Consider the following 16,204-nt stretch of genomic DNA (forward strand, 5'->3'; position numbering starts at 1 on the left):
ACCGCTTTCGCTGCGGTGCGGCGATCCGACAAGCCAGCTCCTACAGGATCACGCTGAACCCAGGCACAAAAAAGCCCCCGCCGCCGCAATGGCAACGGGGGCTTTTTGATGAGGCTTACATCTCGACCTGAGTACCCAGCTCAATCACCCGGTTTAGCGGCAGATTGAAGAAACGCAGGTTGCCATTGGCGTTCTGCAACATGAAGGCAAACAACCCCTCGCGCCAACGGGCCATGCCTTCGAGCTTGGAGGCAATGACCGTCTCGCGGCTGAGGAAGTAGGTGGTACGCATCGGGCTGAAATCCAGTTCATCGAGGTGGCACAGTTTCAGCGCCTGCGGTACGTCCGGCTCATCGGTGAATCCGAAATGCAGGATTACGCGGAAGAAACCTTCGCCGTAGGAGTCGACCTCGAAGCGCCGTTGTGGTGGCACCCGCGGGATGTCTTCGTAGACCACCGTCAGCAACACCACTTGCTCGTGCAACACCTGGTTATGCAGCAGGTTGTGCAACAACGCGTGGGGCACGGCATCCGGCCGCGCTGTCAGGAACACGGCGGTGCCCTGAACTCGATGCGGCGGTTGTACGGCAATGCTGCTGATGAAGATCGGCAACGGCAGTCCACCCTCATCGAGGCGCTCGACCAGCAGCTGCTTGCCGCGCTTCCAGGTAGTCATCAACACAAACAGCACAATACCGGCGATCACCGGGAAAGCCCCGCCCTGGACGATTTTCGGCACGTTGGCGGCAAAGTACAGGCCGTCCACCAGCAGGAAACCGAGCAGCACCGGAACTGCGAGAAGCGGTGGCCATTTCCACAACAGCAGTATCACTGCCGCCACCAGGATGGTGGTCATCAGCATGGTCCCGGTCACCGCCACACCATAGGCCGAGGCCAGGGCACCGGAGGATTCAAAACCCAGCACCAGCAGCACCACGCCGACCATCAGCGCCCAGTTCACCGCGCCAATGTAGATCTGGCCCTGTTCTGCACTGGAGGTGTGCCGGATGTGCATGCGCGGAATGTAACCGAGCTGGATCGCCTGACGGGTCAGGGAGAACGCACCGGAAATCACCGCTTGCGAGGCAATCACCGTGGCCAGGGTCGACAGGCCGACCAGCGGGATCAATGCCCAGCTGGGTGCCAGCAGGTAGAACGGGTTGCGGGCCGCTTCCGGGTCGCCTAGCAGCAAGGCACCCTGACCAAAATAGTTCAGTACCAACGCCGGCAGCACGAGGATGAACCAGGCACGAGCGATCGGCTTGCGGCCGAAGTGGCCCATGTCCGCGTACAGCGCTTCGGCACCGGTCAATGCCAGTACTACAGCGCCGAGAATTGTCACGCCCATGCCCGGGTGGTCGATGAAGAAGCGCACGCCCCACACCGGATTCATTGCCTGCAATACTTCCGGGTGTTGAAGGATGCCGTAGACGCCCAACGCGCCCAACACCAAAAACCAGGCGACCATGATCGGCCCGAACAGAATGCCGATCCGCGCAGTACCATGACTCTGGATCAGAAACAGCGCGACCAGTACCACCAGCGACAGCGGCACCACCCAATGGTCGATGCCATCGAAGGCCAGGCCCAGGCCTTCAATCGCCGACAGTACGGAGATCGCCGGGGTGATCATGCTGTCGCCATAGAACAACGCCGCGCCGATCAGCCCGCAGACCACCAGCAACGTGCGCAATTTCGCGTGCCCCGCCGCCGCCCGCCGGGCCAGTGCGGTCAAGGCCATGATCCCGCCTTCGCCCTGGTTGTCGGCGCGCAGCACAAACATCATGTACTTGATCGACACGACCCAGATCAGCGACCAGAAAATGAGTGCCAGAATCCCCAGCACCCCGTCATGGTTGACCGGCACGCCATAGCCGCCGGAAAACACTTCCTTGAGGGTGTACAACGGACTGGTGCCGATATCGCCATAAACCACCCCGACTGCCGCGACCAGCATGCCGATCGGCTTCACCGCCGAATGCTCGGCACCTGCAGCCTGACTACTTGCCTGACCCATCCACCACTCCTACTTCTCAGACCCGGGCTTCTTTGAAAGAAGCACTATGCTTTGTCGTGCAGCATGCGCTGTTTTACTTCACGTTACAGACGTTTTGTTGACTGTAAAAAATCAGTAAAGCGTAACGGCGCGAAGCATAGCGCAGCACTCGTCGTATTTCCCTGCATAAAGCTGGTCAAGTGAACGACTCATCGCTAGAATTGCGCACTTTTTGATCAGAGGCGCAGTTCAAGCGCCCGTCCGTCGGTTTTGCCCTGCCCGGCAAGCGGCGTCACAAAATACCGAGGTTAGACATGTCCACCACTCCTGCGCCGGCCAATCCAAAGGTTGGCTTCGTATCCCTGGGTTGCCCCAAAGCACTGGTCGACTCCGAGCGCATCCTTACCCAGCTGCGCATGGAAGGCTATGACGTGGTGTCCACCTACCAGGACGCCGACGTCGTAGTCGTCAACACCTGCGGCTTCATCGATTCGGCCAAGGCCGAGTCCCTTGAAGTGATCGGCGAAGCCATCAAGGAAAACGGCAAGGTCATCGTGACCGGCTGCATGGGCGTCGAAGAAGGCAACATTCGCAACGTACACCCGAGCGTGCTGGCCGTGACCGGTCCGCAGCAGTACGAGCAAGTGGTCAACGCGGTGCACGAAGTCGTGCCGCCACGCCAAGACCACAACCCGCTGATCGACCTGGTGCCGCCGCAAGGCATCAAGCTGACCCCGCGCCACTACGCCTACCTGAAGATTTCCGAAGGCTGCAACCACAGCTGCAGCTTCTGCATCATCCCGTCGATGCGCGGCAAACTGGTCAGCCGTCCGGTGGGCGACGTGCTCGACGAGGCCCAGCGCCTGGTCAAGTCCGGTGTCAAAGAGCTGTTGGTGATCTCCCAGGACACCAGCGCCTATGGCGTCGACGTGAAATACCGCACCGGTTTCTGGAACGGCGCGCCGGTGAAAACCCGCATGACCGAACTCTGCGAAGCCCTGAGCACCCTCGGCGTCTGGGTTCGCCTGCACTACGTTTACCCGTACCCGCACGTTGACGAGCTGATCCCGCTGATGGCCGCCGGCAAGATCCTGCCGTACCTGGACATCCCGTTCCAGCACGCCAGCCCGAAAGTGCTGAAGTCGATGAAACGCCCGGCTTTCGAAGACAAGACCCTGGCACGGATCAAGAACTGGCGCGAAATCTGCCCGGACCTGATCATCCGTTCGACCTTCATCGTCGGCTTCCCGGGCGAAACCGAAGAAGACTTCCAGTACCTGCTGAACTGGCTGACTGAAGCCCAGCTCGACCGCGTCGGCTGCTTCCAGTACTCGCCGGTAGAAGGTGCACCGGCCAATGACCTGGACCTGGAAGTTGTTCCGGATGACGTCAAGCAGGACCGCTGGGAGCGCTTCATGGCGCACCAGCAGGCCATCAGCTCGGCGCGCCTGCAAATGCGCATCGGCCGCGAGATCGAAGTGCTGGTCGATGAAGTCGACGAGCAAGGCGCGGTCGGCCGCTGCTTCTTCGATGCTCCGGAAATCGACGGTAACGTATTCATCGACAACGGCAGCAACCTCAAGCCGGGCGACAAGGTCTGGTGCAAAGTGACCGACGCCGACGAATACGACCTGTGGGCTGAACAGATCTAAACGCAAAAAATACGCAAAGCCCCGCTCTCTTGACGAGATGCGGGGCTTTTTTACGGCTATCGTTTGAGATTGAACGGACTCACATCACTCACGCATCAGGGGCAGACAGGCATGCGTCAGCATTCGGTCATCCACACGCCGAAACTCGGCGACTACGAAGAATTGACCCGGGTCTGGGAGGCCTCGGTACGCGCTACCCACGACTTTCTGCCGGACAGCTACATCAAACTGCTGAGAAACCTGGTGCTGACCCGCTACCTCGACGCGGTGATGCTGATCTGCACCAAGGATTCGAACCAACGCATCACCGGGTTCGCCGGCGTCGCGGCCGGCAAGATCGAAATGCTCTTCATCGACCCCGACCATCGCGGCCAGGGCCTGGGCAAGAAATTGTTGCGCTATGCCCTGGAACACCTGAACGCCGACGAACTGGACGTCAACGAACAGAACCCGCAAGCCCTGGGCTTTTACTTCAAGCAGGGCTTTGAGGTCATCGGTCGCTCGGAGGTCGATGGCATGGGGCAGCCGTATCCGTTGTTGCACATGCGTATGCGCCAAAATCAGCAACACTCCCAACATGGCTGACACAACACGGAACAACTGTAGGAGCTGGCTTGCCAGCGAAGACGTCGGCACATCCAGCATTGTTTTCACAGACACACTGCTTTCGCTGCGGTGCGGCGATCCGACAAGCCAGCGCCTACAAAAAGCTCTACGGTGTAAATGGAACCGGGATTAACCGGCGCCAGGCAGGTACAATGCCCACCCCTTTTTTGTTACGGCCCTGACATGACTGACCCGATTCGTCTCTCCAAACGTCTCATCGAACTCGTCGGCTGTTCCCGTCGGGAGGCTGAGCTGTTCATCGAGGGCGGCTGGGTCACCGTCGACGGTGTGGTCATCGACGAGCCGCAATTCAAGGTCGACACCCAGAAAGTCGAGCTTGATCCCGAAGCCAAGGCCACCGCACCGGAACCAGTGACCCTGCTGCTCAATGTGCCCGCCGGCATGGACGCAGATACCGCCATGGCCACCCTCGGCGCCGAAACCCTGAGCGAAGAACACCGCTACGGCAAGCGCCCGTTGCGCGGGCACTTCCTGCGCCTGACCGCCAGTACCGACCTGCAGGCCAACGCCAGCGGTCTGCTGGTGTTCACCCAGGACTGGAAAATCCTGCGCAAACTCACCGCTGACTCCAGCAAGATCGAGCAAGAATATGTGGTCGAGGTTGAAGGCGAGATGGTGGCTCACGGCCTCAACCGTCTGAACCACGGCCTGACCTACAAGGGCAAGGAATTGCCCGCGGTCAAGGCCAGCTGGCAGAACGAAAACCGCCTGCGCTTTGCCATGAAGAACCCGCAACCGGGCATCATCGCCCTGCTTTGCCAGGCGGTCGGCCTCAAGGTCGTCGCCATCCGTCGCATCCGCATCGGCGGCGTGTCCATCGGCAAAGTGCCGGTGGGGCAATGGCGCTACCTGTCCGGCAAAGAGAAGTTCTAAGGCTTTTCTCGCCGCCACACATTTCGGCGCCGCGCCTGGCCGCGACGCCCACAGCTGAATATCAGGACTGCACACATGATTCATAACGACGTACTGCGCAGCGTGCGCTACATGCTCGACATCAGCGACAAGAAAGTCATCGAGATCATCAAGCTCGGCGGCCTGAACGTGACCCTGCCGGACCTGCTGACCTACCTCGACAAGAAAGAAGAAGACGAGGAAGGCTTCGTACGCTGCCCGGACGAAGTCATGGCGCATTTCCTCGACGGTCTGGTGATCTTCAAGCGTGGCAAGGACGAAAGCCGTCCGCCGCAGCCGATCGAAGTGCCGGTGACCAACAACATCATCCTGAAAAAGCTGCGGGTGGCGTTCGAGCTGAAAGAGGACGACATGCACGCGATCCTCAAGGCCGCCGAGTTCCCGGTGTCCAAGCCTGAACTGAGCGCGTTGTTCCGCAAGTTCGGCCACACCAACTATCGCCCGTGCGGCGACCAGTTGCTGCGCAATTTCCTCAAGGGCCTGACCCTGCGCGTTCGCCTGTAGGAGCTGGCTTGCCAGCGAAGGTCGCAAACGATAACGCGTACCGACTGTATGAACGCGGTGTTCCCTCATCCTTCGCTGGCTAGTCGGAACGCCACATCGCAGTTCCCGCATGGCGCTATGCCCGCTCATTCCGTGCAAAAATAGTGGCTCCGCTGACCGCGGCTGACGACCAGGGTGTAAAGACCTCAGCTCTCAGGATTCGCCATGCATCCCTACTTTTCCCTGCAAGGCCGCACTGCCCAGATGACCGGTGGCACCCGCGGCACCGGTAAAATGATCGCCAAGGCCTATCTCGAGGCGGGCGCCTGGGCGAGCAGATCACTCATCTGGACATTCTGGTGAACAATGCCAGCACCACCTGCGGCGCACTGCTGGAGAGCTACCCTATCAAGGGGTAGCGGCGCTGGCGATCAGTCTGGCGAGTACTGCCGGGGCCTACATGACCGGGAATATCATTCCCCTGGATGGCGGATTCAGCCTTTAAAAGATCGCAGCCTGCGGCAGCTCCTACGCCGAACGAATTCCTCTGTAGGAGCTGCCGCAGGCTGCGATCTTTTGATCTTTACGGCATCATGCCCTATCTAAATCCACCTCGACCTCAAACCATGACCTACAGCGTTTCCCCCATCGGCTTCGTGCGCTCCTGCTTCAAGGAGAAGTTCGCCATTCCGCGCCAGCCGCAACTGGCCCCGGCCGCCCGTGGCGTGCTGGAACTGGTGGCACCGTTCGATCAAGGGGACGCTGTACAGGGCCTGGAGCAGGTCAGCCATGTATGGCTGTTGTTCCTGTTCCACCAGGCCCTGGAAGAAAAGCCTCGCTTGAAGGTCCGCCCTCCTCGTCTCGGCGGCAACAAATCCATGGGCGTGTTCGCTACCCGCGCCACCCACCGTCCCAATGGCATCGGGCAGTCAGTGGTGAAACTGGACAAGGTCGAAGCCAACCGCTTGTGGATCTCGGGCATCGATCTGCTGGATGGCACGCCGGTTCTCGACATCAAACCCTACGTGCCCTACGCCGACATCATCGATACAGCCACCAACAGCATCGCCAGCGCCGCGCCGCAGCTGATCCCCGTGCAGTGGACGGATACAGCACTGCAACAGGCTCAGGGGCATGCCCAGCGCCTGGAAGAGCCTTTGGTTGAGCTGATCGAACAATGTCTGGCGCAGGATCCACGCCCGGCCTATCAAACGCCTGCACCCGAGCGGGAATACGGCGCGCAGTTCTGGGATCTGGATGTGCGTTGGCATTACCCGACACCGGAGCTGATCCGCGTCCTGGAAGTCATTCCCATATCCAACGTGTAGGAGCTGTCGAGTGAAACGAGGCTGCGATCTTTTGATGTTGCTTTAAAAAACAGGATCAAAAGATCGCAGCCTCGTTTCACTCGACAGCTCCTACAAGGTTTGTGTCCGGCACGAAAAAGCCCCCATTGCCTGTGAAGACAATGGGGGCTTTTCAGTGTTGCGCGCTTCTTACTTCTCGACGAACGCACGCTCGATCAGGTAATCACCCGGCTCGCGCATCCGCGGCGAAACCTTCAGGCCGAAGCTGTTCAGCACTTCGCTGGTCTCGTCGAGCATGCTCGGGCTGCCGCACAGCATGGCGCGGTCGTCCTGCGGGTTGATCGGTGGCAGGCCGATGTCGCTGAACAGCTTGCCGCTGCGCATCAGGTCGGTCAGGCGACCTTCGTTCTCGAACGGCTCGCGGGTCACGGTCGGGTAGTAGATCAACTTGTCACGCAGTGCTTCGCCGAAGAATTCGTTCTGCGGCAGGTGCTCGGTGATGAACTCGCGGTAAGCGACTTCGTTGACGTAACGCACGCCGTGGCACAGGATCACTTTCTCGAAACGCTCGTAGGTTTCCGGGTCCTGGATAACGCTCATGAACGGCGCCAGACCGGTACCGGTGCTGAGCAGGTACAAATGTTTGCCAGGCTTCAAGTCATCCAGTACCAGCGTGCCGGTAGGCTTCTTGCTGATGATGATCTCGTCGCCTTCCTTCAGATGCTGCAACTGCGAAGTCAGCGGACCATCAGGCACCTTGATGCTGAAGAACTCGAGATGCTCTTCCCAGTTCGGGCTGGCAATCGAGTAAGCGCGCATAAGCGGGCGGCCGTTGGGCTGTTGCAGGCCGATCATCACGAACTGACCGTTCTCGAAGCGCAGGCCCGGATCACGGGTGCACTTGAAGCTGAACAGAGTGTCGTTCCAGTGGTGAACACTGAGGACACGCTCGTGGTTCATGTTGCTCATGTACGTGGGACTCCTGGAGATTTGTCTGCGCGTGTTCGGCGTGCTCTGCAAAGAAAGCCAGCTCTGCGCAATTGCATCGCATTCTAAAGGCAGAGACAATATCTGTTAAATGGATTATTAAGATAAGGGTTATCGGTTATATAGATATGCGATTTACTCTCCGTCAACTTCAAGTATTCGTCTCCGTCGCCCAGCAGGAAAGCGTATCCCGTGCCGCGGGCCTGCTCAACCTCTCGCAGTCGGCGGCGAGCACCTCGATCACCGAGCTGGAGCGCCAGTGCAGCTGCCAGTTGTTCGACCGCGCCGGCAAACGCCTGAGCCTCAACGCGCTCGGCAAACAACTGTTGCCGCAAGCTGTCGCCCTGCTGGACCAGGCCAAGGAAATCGAAGATCTGCTCAACGGCAAGTCCGGTTTCGGCTCGCTGGCCGTGGGCGCGACCCTGACCATCGGCAATTACCTGGCCACCCTGCTGATCGGCAGCTTCATGCAGCGCCATCCGGAAAGCCAGGTGAAACTGCACGTGCAGAACACTGCCAATATCGTGCAACAAGTGGCCCACTATGAAATTGATCTGGGTCTAATCGAAGGCGACTGCAGCCACCCGGACATCGAAGTACAAAGCTGGGTCGAGGACGAACTGGTGGTGTTTTGCGCCCCTCAGCATCCGCTGGCCAAGCGCGGCACGGCCACCATGGATGAGTTGAGTCACGAAGCCTGGATCTTGCGCGAACAAGGCTCAGGCACGCGGTTGACCTTCGATCAAGCCATGCGCCATCACCGCACTTCATTAAACATTCGCCTGGAGCTCGAGCACACCGAAGCGATCAAGCGCGCGGTGGAGTCAGGTTTGGGGATTGGCTGCATTTCCAGGCTGGCTTTGCGCGACGCATTCCGCCGCGGCAGCCTGGTGCCTGTCGAGACGCCGGATCTGGATCTGGCGCGACAGTTTTATTTCATCTGGCATAAACAGAAGTATCAGACCTCGGCGATGCGCGAGTTCCTCGATCTGTGCCGCGCCTTCACCGCCGGGGTTCAGCGCAGCGACGAGATCGTGCTGCCGACGATCGCCTAGAGCAGAATTACCGCCCACACCAGGGCAATCATGCTCAATGCCACGAACTGGGCGGCACTGCCCATGTCCTTGGCATTCTTGGACAGCGGGTGCCGCTCAAGGGAAATGCGGTCGATGGCCGCTTCCACTGCCGAGTTGAGCAACTCGACGATCAACGCCAGCAGGCATACCGCGATCAACAACGCCCGTTCGACCCGGCTGACATTCAGGAAGAACGAAAGGGGAATCAGGATGACGTTGAGCAATACCAATTGCCGAAAGGCGGCTTCACCGGTGAAGGCTGCGCGCAGGCCGTCCAGCGAATAACTGGAGGCATTGAGAATACGTTTCAGACCGGTCTGGCCTTTGAAAGGTGACATAGAGTGGGCAACTGACAAAAAAGAAGTAGGAAAGCTAGATCAACCAAAGTCAAAAAAGCGTGAAGTTGCCAGCCTTTAATGGCTGGAAATTGACTCAAGTTGTTGCAAGAGCAGCGCGGCCTGGGTCCGGGTCCGTACATTCAGTTTACGGAAAATCGCGGTGACATGCGCCTTGATCGTCGCCTCGGAAACACTCAGCTCGTAGGCGATCTGCTTGTTCAGCAAGCCTTCGCAGACCATGGTCAGCACCCGGAATTGCTGCGGCGTCAGGCTGGCAAGGCCTTCGCTGGCTGCCTTGGCTTCATCCGAGACGCTGACCGCTTCGAACGCCTGCGGCGGCCAGAACACGTCGCCATCGAGAACCGCACGCACGGCTTTCTGGATCACACTCAAGTCGCTGGATTTGGGAATGAAGCCACTGGCGCCGAACTCACGAGACTTGACCATGATGGTCGGCTCTTCCTGGGCCGAAACCATGACTACTGGAATCTGCGGATACTGACCGCGCAGCAGGACCAGTCCGGAAAAACCGTAGGCTCCCGGCATGTTCAGGTCCAGCAGCACCAGATCCCAATCGGATTTTTCCGTCAGGCGCACTTCCAGTTCGGCGATGCTCGCCACTTCCACCAGACGGACATCCGGGCCAAGGCTCAGGGTCAGCGCTTGGTGCAAGGCACTACGAAAAAGTGGGTGGTCATCGGCAATCAGGATTTCGTATGTGGCCATTTTTCAAATGATCCTGTTTTTCATGGGACGCCCGATGCATTCGGGCTTCGCCAGAGCAACTCAAGGTACAGCCACGGAGCCGCACCAACAAAGCACGCTCAACGCAAAAAACGACGTTGCAAACTCTGGCCGCACCCAGATCGGCGCCAAGCATGCCCAGCGAAGCCGGGGTGGTCAAGCAGCATGGCCGGTACACGTTATTGCAGAATGCGCAACAATCAGCCCATCAACGGAGTGACCGGCTGCACATAGGGCATCAACTCGGCGTGCGCCGGGGTCGAAACGTTCATGTCCAACTGATGTTTGGCGTCGAGGTAATGCTGGCTGAACACATCAAAATAGGCATCCAGCGCCGAAGCTGCGGTTACATCGCCTGCAAGGTCGAGGCACAGCGCCGCCACTTCCGCCGTGCACAGATGCTCGCTGCGAGTCGAGCGGCGCAACCGGTAGCGGGAGAGTTTCTCCGGCAGCAGGCTGAGGATCGGCAATCGATCGAAATAGGGGCTCTTGCGAAAGATCTTCCGCGCTTCGGTCCAGGTCGCATCCAACAGAATGAACAATGGACGCTTCGTGCCATCGACATCCACGCTGTTTGTCACACGCTCGGGCTCGACGTACTCACCCGGAAACACCAGGTAAGGCTGCCATTGCGGGTCGGACAACAGCGCCAGCAACTTTGGATCGACCTCGGTACGGGACCAGATGAAGGCATGGTTGTCAGGTACCACGTCGGCGATCAGCCAACCGGTGTTGCTCGGCTTGAACACTTCCTTGTTGGTCATGATCAGGCACACGCCGGAGCGGGTAGCGACCTGCGGACGCCATGCACACAGGCAGTGACTCTCGATCACCCGGCAGTCGCGGCAACGCGGCGCGCGCCAGCCGCGGGCCTGAATCGGCTTGATGCCCTCCTCCTCGCGCTGATCGCGCAAGCGGGCTACGGCATTCAAGGCAAAGCGCGCGGGGGCATGACTCATAGCGGGCAACGCCCACAGAGAAGGGAAATCGACACGAAAAACACTCGACAGGGTGAAAAGTGCCAGCAGTTTACCAGACCGCCCGGCGCAAGCCTGTACCGTCCAGCCCGCCTCCCCTATAATTCGACGCCACTGAACGCACAGCCACGTGACGGGTCCAACCCCCATCACTGAACCAGGAGAGTTTCATGCTGCGCCTTATCGTTCCTACCGCGGCCATTTTGCTGGCGTCGTCCTTCAATGCTCAGGCTGCGTCCCTGAAAGACACGGAACTGAACAAAATGCTGCAAAACGTCGCCACCCAGAGCAGCGTCGGCACTCCACGAGCGATCAACGAAGACATACTCGATCAAGGCTACACCGTTGAAGGCAAACAGCTGATCAACCATCTGAGCGTGCAGAGCAGCCACGCCGACAAGATGCGTGCAGACCCGAAAGCGGTGTACTTCCAGTTGGGCGCTTCTGTCTGCAGAAACGAAGGGTTTCGCAAGCTGATGGCCAAGGGGGCGATCATGCGTTACGACTTCACCGAGGTGAAGACCAACCGCCCGGTCGGCTCCGCAAGCTTCCAGGAGTCGGATTGCCTGCAACCGGCCAAGAAGAAAAAGTAATCACCGGGAATTGGCGCGCCGTTGTTCATCTTCGGCGCGCAATTCCGCCAGCAGCGCCTGCAAGTAATGCGAACGGCGTTCGCCACCGCGCAAACGCCGGCAGCACTCCTCTTCGAGACTCAAATGATGGGTCTCGGCTGATGACTTCAGCAATCGATACAGTTGCGTATCGATCTCCAGAACGACTCTGGTCATGGTTTCCCGCCTCCCTGCACTTCACTCATGTTTGAGCGATAAATCCTTGAACCGCTTGTACCGTGCGCCCTGTCGTTGACGCAAAGTTGTCGTGTGACACCTGTAACTTAGTAAATCAGAGTGCCGCACATGCGACGTACGTTCAGACGAGCGGTGAAAGCACCTTGCAAATCGTCAATAAGCGGTTGCCAGGAAAGACTTTGTGGCGCAATGATCAAGACAGCGCAAATCACTGTGAAGGTCTAGATTTCAGGGTATCCACGTTCACTTTTTCAGGCTGGAAAGGGGCTGGCCGTCGCTTGTCGTGTTGTGCGAACGTTTCTTTCATCCAAGGGAAAAACAGAGCCTGTTTGGATGATCCGATACCTTTCGGGTCAAGTAGATCGCCCAGGCATGGGCCTGGGCAGACAGCGACACATGAAGTGTCGTGGCACCGACTTACGTTGTCGGGCCGAGGGTTCTGTGCAGAAGGAGAAGTTGAATGCCTTACCAACCGAATGACCTCCTGAGCCGTCATTTTGAAGAAAGCGGCCATGACCTCATCAGCAAGGTCGAAGAACAGCTCAAGCTGATTTCACCCAACAGCCCGAACACCCCGATCTACCGCGACATGATCCTGACCGTGCTGCGCATGGCCCAGGAAGACCACAACCGCTGGAATGCCAAAATCACCCTGCAAGCCCTGCGCGAACTGGAACAGGCTTTCCGCGTACTCGAACAATTCAAGGGGCGACGCAAAGTCACCGTTTTCGGCTCGGCCCGCACCCCCACCGAACATCCGCTCTACAGCATGGCCCGGGAGCTCGGCGCTGCGCTGGCGCGCTCGGACATGATGGTCATTACCGGCGCTGGTGGCGGCATCATGGCCGCCGCCCATGATGGCGCTGGCCTGACACACAGCCTGGGGTTCAACATCACGCTGCCCTTCGAGCAACATGCCAACCCCACTGTCGACGGCACGACCAACCTGCTGCCCTTCCATTTCTTCTTCACCCGCAAATTGTTCTTCGTCAAGGAAGCCGACGCCCTGGTGCTGTGCCCCGGCGGCTTCGGTACGCTGGATGAGGCGCTGGAAGTGCTGACGTTGATCCAGACCGGCAAGAGTCCATTGGTGCCAGTGGTGCTACTGGACACGCCGGGCGGCAAATTCTGGCAAGGCGCACTGGACTTCATTCACCAGCAACTGGAGGAAAACCACTACATCCTGCCCACTGACATGAAGCTGGTGAAACTGGTCTACAACGTCGAAGAAGCGGTAGAGCACATCAACCAGTTCTACAGCAACTTCCACTCCAGTCGCTGGCTCAAGCATCAGTTCCTGATTCGCATGAATCACACACTCAGCGACCACGCACTCGAACACATGCAGGAGGCTTTCGCCGACCTGTGCCTGAGCGATCACTTCCATCAGCATGCTTACAGTGGTGAAGAACACAACGAAGCCGAGTTCAGCCATCTGGCGCGGCTGGTCTTCAACTTCAACGCCCGCAATCATGGTCGTCTGCGCGAACTTGTGGACTACATCAACCTGCCGGAAAACTGGGCACAATCAAAACCCCAGGTACAACAACGCACGCGGGAGCCGTCAAAGGTTTCCTGAGGCATAAAAAAACGGCCCGCTATCGAAATAGCGGGCCGTTTCAGTTCAATCATCCATTCCTCGACCGCTGAACAGGCGATTGATCATTTCCATGGAGTATCCCCGATACGCCAGGAACCGGCCTTGTTTGGCTCGCTCCCGGACGTCCGTCGGCAATTGCCCGGAGAACTTGCGCCGCCAGGTATCGGCCAGTTGCTCCTGCCAGTCGATACCGCTCTCACGCAGGGCGAGTTCAATATCGGTGCGCTGCAGGCCGCGCTGGCCCAGCTCTTCACGAATGCGCAAAGGGCCATAACCGGAACGGGCGCGGTAGGAAACGAAACTTTCGAGGTAACGGGCTTCGGACAACAACCCCTCTTCTGTCAACCGGTCGAGTGCTGTTTCGATCATTTCAGGGAGGGCGCCGCGCTGACGCAGTTTACGCGTCAGCTCGACACGACCGTGCTCGCGTCGTGCGAGCAGGTCCATTGCGGTTCGCCGCACCGCGACGAGTGTATCGAGTACGGCGGTCATCGCTTCGATCAGATATCAGCGTCAGCCAGGTCGACTTCGGTCTCTTTGACCGCAGAAGCTTTGGCGTCTGCTACCGATGCAGGCGACAACAGCTTGTCACGCAGTTGCTTCTCCAGCTTTGCCGCGACTTCCGGGTTGTCTGCCAGGAACTTGGCCGAGTTGGCCTTGCCCTGACCGATCTTGGTGCCTTCATAGGCATACCAGGCACCGGACTTCTCGACGAAACCGTGCAGAACACCCAGGTCGATCATCTCACCGTTGAGGTAGATGCCCTTGCCGTAAAGAATCTGGAACTCGGCCTGACGGAACGGCGAAGCCACTTTGTTCTTCACAACCTTGACGCGGGTTTCGCTACCGACGACTTCATCACCTTCTTTCACCGCGCCAGTGCGGCGGATGTCCAGGCGAACCGATGCGTAGAACTTCAGCGCGTTACCACCGGTGGTGGTTTCCGGGCTACCGAACATCACGCCGATTTTCATACGGATCTGGTTGATGAAGATCACCAGGCAATTGGCGTTCTTGATGTTACCGGTGATTTTACGCAGCGCCTGGGACATCAGACGGGCTTGCAGGCCCACGTGCATGTCACCCATTTCGCCTTCGATTTCAGCCTTTGGCACCAGGGCGGCCACGGAGTCGACGATGATCACGTCAACCGCGTTGGAACGCACCAGCATGTCGGTGATTTCCAGAGCCTGTTCACCGGTGTCCGGCTGGGAAACCAGCAGGTCGTCGACGTTGACGCCCAGCTTGCCGGCGTACTCAGGGTCGAGGGCGTGTTCGGCGTCGACAAATGCGCAGGTCGCGCCGGCTTTTTGAGCCTGGGCGATCACGGACAAGGTCAGCGTGGTTTTACCGGAAGATTCAGGACCGTAGATTTCAACAATACGGCCTTTTGGCAGACCGCCGATGCCGAGAGCAATGTCCAGACCCAGAGAGCCCGTGGAGATGGCCGGGATCGCCTGACGGTCCTGATCGCCCATACGCATTACGGCACCCTTGCCGAATTGACGTTCGATCTGACCCAGGGCCGCAGCCAAGGCTTTCTTCTTGTTGTCGTCCATTAAAGTCCTCACGTAATCAATAAGGCCTGACGGCCAACACCTGTATAAGTAGCCAGTATTATTCCACAGCGATTCCGGATCGCCTACCCCTGATTTGAGATTTCTGCCGCGGCATACCGCAGCAGCCCCTCTAGCGCGGCCTTCACCGTTTGTCGGCGGACGTCATCGCGATTACCCGGGAAGTGCTGCCGCTCACAGAACACCTGGTCTCCGACGCCCCAGGCCAGCCATACCGTGCCAACCGGCTTGTTCGCCGTTCCACCATCCGGACCGGCGATGCCACTGACCGCGACGGAGAAATACGCGCTGTTTTTCTTCTGCGCCCCCCGGACCATGGCCTCGACCACCTCGCGGCTGACCGCGCCCACGGTGGTGAACAACTCCACCGGGACATCCAGTTGCAGGGTTTTCTGCCGGTTGGAGTAGGTGACATAACCGGCCTCGAACCAGGCCGAACTCCCGGGGATACGGGTAATAGCCTCGGCGATGCCTCCGCCGGTGCAGGACTCCGCCGTGGTGACGTGGGCATTGAGAACCTGCAAGCGTCTGCCGAGTTCGGCGGCGAGCTGGGTGATTTCGTTCACGGTCATCTCCTGATCGGGCGGGATGAGGTTAACCGTACACGAGCAGACCGCACTTGCAAGCGACAGGGCCGATCAAAATGTAAGGAATCAGAGGCTCTGGAAAGGGACTGTCGGAGAATCAATCTTCCACGTCGCCGGGCGGAACATGTCCGCCCCCCATACGCTTGGCCACCCAACGCTCATACAACCCTAGAACCACTTCTGTCCCGGCCATCGCCGCTAAACAGCCACCCGCACAGGCAGCCCAGATGGAAACATTGGCGGCGTGCAGCAGCATGATGACCGAGGCGCCGCAGATCATGCTGGAGCCGGACCGCAGGCTCAGGCGCCGGACAAGGGGCCAGCCACGAACGCCCTCTTTGTCGGCACGCCACATTTCACCGGTAACGCCACCAAGTATTGGCAGGCTGATGACCAGCCACAGAGGCATGTCCAGCAACGCATATTGCTCAGCGGTCATTTCATGCCTCCTTGAGTGAACGGTCACACCGCGTTCTTGAATAGACAGGCATCAGATTATGCATTGATGCATAGTCAGTCAATGCATTAACGC

The 16,204-nt window shown here is 58.9% G+C and carries 19 protein-coding genes and 1 pseudogene; 10 read left to right on the top strand and 10 right to left on the bottom strand.

Annotation, left to right across the window (positions count from 1 at the left end):
• Positions 1-115: 115 nt before the first annotated feature.
• A complete protein-coding gene (locus AC1D19_RS17115; RefSeq protein ID WP_477763867.1) occupies positions 116-2,017 on the bottom strand; it encodes a potassium transporter Kup in 1,902 nt (633 codons plus the stop codon).
• Positions 2,018-2,310: 293 nt separating this feature from the next.
• Between AC1D19_RS17115 and rimO the strand changes: the two genes are divergently transcribed.
• The 7 genes and pseudogenes from rimO to tsaA all read left to right on the top strand — a co-directional run bounded on the left by rimO (position 2,311) and on the right by tsaA (position 6,998).
• Positions 2,311-3,648: a 30S ribosomal protein S12 methylthiotransferase RimO gene (rimO, locus tag AC1D19_RS17120; protein ID WP_008052161.1), complete on the top strand. Its 1,338-nt coding sequence runs from the start codon at positions 2,311-2,313 to the stop codon at positions 3,646-3,648.
• 111 nt (positions 3,649-3,759) lie between these two features.
• On the top strand, positions 3,760-4,233 hold the full coding sequence (locus AC1D19_RS17125; RefSeq protein WP_477752992.1) for a GNAT family N-acetyltransferase: 474 nt from the start codon (positions 3,760-3,762) through the stop codon (positions 4,231-4,233).
• A 204-nt stretch (positions 4,234-4,437) separates the two neighbouring features.
• Positions 4,438-5,148 carry an rRNA pseudouridine synthase gene (locus AC1D19_RS17130; RefSeq protein ID WP_007971163.1) on the top strand — a complete coding sequence of 237 codons (711 nt, stop codon included), beginning with the start codon at positions 4,438-4,440 and terminating at the stop codon, positions 5,146-5,148.
• A 75-nt stretch (positions 5,149-5,223) separates the two neighbouring features.
• Positions 5,224-5,691 carry a YehS family protein gene (locus AC1D19_RS17135; RefSeq protein ID WP_477752994.1) on the top strand — a complete coding sequence of 156 codons (468 nt, stop codon included), beginning with the start codon at positions 5,224-5,226 and terminating at the stop codon, positions 5,689-5,691.
• Between the two features lie 204 nt (positions 5,692-5,895).
• Positions 5,896-6,033, top strand: coding sequence for a hypothetical protein (locus tag AC1D19_RS17140; RefSeq protein WP_477763868.1), 138 nt, complete (start codon positions 5,896-5,898; stop codon positions 6,031-6,033).
• A 52-nt stretch (positions 6,034-6,085) separates the two neighbouring features.
• Positions 6,086-6,175: pseudogene (locus tag AC1D19_RS17145) on the top strand (3-oxoacyl-ACP reductase); the annotation flags it as partial.
• A 121-nt stretch (positions 6,176-6,296) separates the two neighbouring features.
• Positions 6,297-6,998, top strand: coding sequence for a tRNA (N6-threonylcarbamoyladenosine(37)-N6)-methyltransferase TrmO (tsaA, locus tag AC1D19_RS17150; RefSeq protein ID WP_477763869.1), 702 nt, complete (start codon positions 6,297-6,299; stop codon positions 6,996-6,998).
• Between the two features lie 168 nt (positions 6,999-7,166).
• Here the strand turns inward: tsaA and fpr are convergent, their stop codons facing one another.
• On the bottom strand, positions 7,167-7,946 hold the full coding sequence (fpr, locus tag AC1D19_RS17155) for a ferredoxin-NADP reductase (protein ID WP_003443014.1): 780 nt from the start codon (positions 7,944-7,946) through the stop codon (positions 7,167-7,169).
• Positions 7,947-8,092: 146 nt separating this feature from the next.
• Between fpr and AC1D19_RS17160 the strand changes: the two genes are divergently transcribed.
• Complete coding sequence (locus AC1D19_RS17160; protein WP_477763870.1) at positions 8,093-9,019, top strand: LysR family transcriptional regulator; 927 nt, start codon at positions 8,093-8,095, stop codon at positions 9,017-9,019.
• On the opposite strand, the gene AC1D19_RS17165 is transcribed toward AC1D19_RS17160, so the two are convergent.
• The 3 genes from AC1D19_RS17165 to AC1D19_RS17175 form a co-directional block, all read right to left on the bottom strand.
• Positions 9,016-9,378: a diacylglycerol kinase gene (locus AC1D19_RS17165; protein ID WP_477752996.1), complete on the bottom strand. Its 363-nt coding sequence runs from the start codon at positions 9,376-9,378 to the stop codon at positions 9,016-9,018. The genes AC1D19_RS17160 and AC1D19_RS17165 overlap by 4 nt on opposite strands.
• 75 nt (positions 9,379-9,453) lie before the next feature.
• Positions 9,454-10,104: a response regulator transcription factor ErdR gene (gene erdR, locus AC1D19_RS17170; protein ID WP_477759812.1), complete on the bottom strand. Its 651-nt coding sequence runs from the start codon at positions 10,102-10,104 to the stop codon at positions 9,454-9,456.
• Positions 10,105-10,322: 218 nt separating this feature from the next.
• A complete protein-coding gene (locus AC1D19_RS17175; RefSeq protein WP_477763871.1) occupies positions 10,323-11,081 on the bottom strand; it encodes a tRNA-uridine aminocarboxypropyltransferase in 759 nt (252 codons plus the stop codon).
• Between the two features lie 188 nt (positions 11,082-11,269).
• Between AC1D19_RS17175 and AC1D19_RS17180 the strand changes: the two genes are divergently transcribed.
• Positions 11,270-11,692 carry a quorum-sensing-regulated virulence factor family protein gene (locus AC1D19_RS17180; RefSeq protein ID WP_007990204.1) on the top strand — a complete coding sequence of 141 codons (423 nt, stop codon included), beginning with the start codon at positions 11,270-11,272 and terminating at the stop codon, positions 11,690-11,692.
• Here AC1D19_RS17180 and AC1D19_RS17185 read toward each other — a convergent pair whose 3' ends face one another.
• Positions 11,693-11,887 (bottom strand): hypothetical protein, encoded by a 195-nt coding sequence (locus tag AC1D19_RS17185; protein ID WP_218430242.1) that lies wholly within the window; start codon positions 11,885-11,887, stop codon positions 11,693-11,695.
• A 481-nt stretch (positions 11,888-12,368) separates the two neighbouring features.
• Here AC1D19_RS17185 and AC1D19_RS17190 point away from each other — a divergent pair, with 481 nt between their 5' ends.
• Positions 12,369-13,487 (top strand): LOG family protein, encoded by a 1,119-nt coding sequence (locus tag AC1D19_RS17190; protein WP_477752999.1) that lies wholly within the window; start codon positions 12,369-12,371, stop codon positions 13,485-13,487.
• A 45-nt stretch (positions 13,488-13,532) separates the two neighbouring features.
• On the opposite strand, the gene recX is transcribed toward AC1D19_RS17190, so the two are convergent.
• The 4 genes from recX to AC1D19_RS17210 form a co-directional block, all read right to left on the bottom strand.
• A complete protein-coding gene (recX, locus tag AC1D19_RS17195; RefSeq protein WP_477753000.1) occupies positions 13,533-14,000 on the bottom strand; it encodes a recombination regulator RecX in 468 nt (155 codons plus the stop codon).
• Positions 14,001-14,008: 8 nt separating this feature from the next.
• Positions 14,009-15,067: a recombinase RecA gene (recA, locus tag AC1D19_RS17200; protein ID WP_477753001.1), complete on the bottom strand. Its 1,059-nt coding sequence runs from the start codon at positions 15,065-15,067 to the stop codon at positions 14,009-14,011.
• A gap of 83 nt (positions 15,068-15,150) precedes the next feature.
• Positions 15,151-15,651, bottom strand: coding sequence for a CinA family protein (locus AC1D19_RS17205; RefSeq protein WP_056722269.1), 501 nt, complete (start codon positions 15,649-15,651; stop codon positions 15,151-15,153).
• 118 nt (positions 15,652-15,769) lie between these two features.
• Entirely contained in the window at positions 15,770-16,111 is a 342-nt protein-coding gene (locus AC1D19_RS17210; protein ID WP_477753002.1) for a phage holin family protein, read from the bottom strand.
• Positions 16,112-16,204 lie beyond the last annotated feature (93 nt).

The sequence above is a fragment of the Pseudomonas sp. P1_C12 genome, from assembly GCF_056406435.1.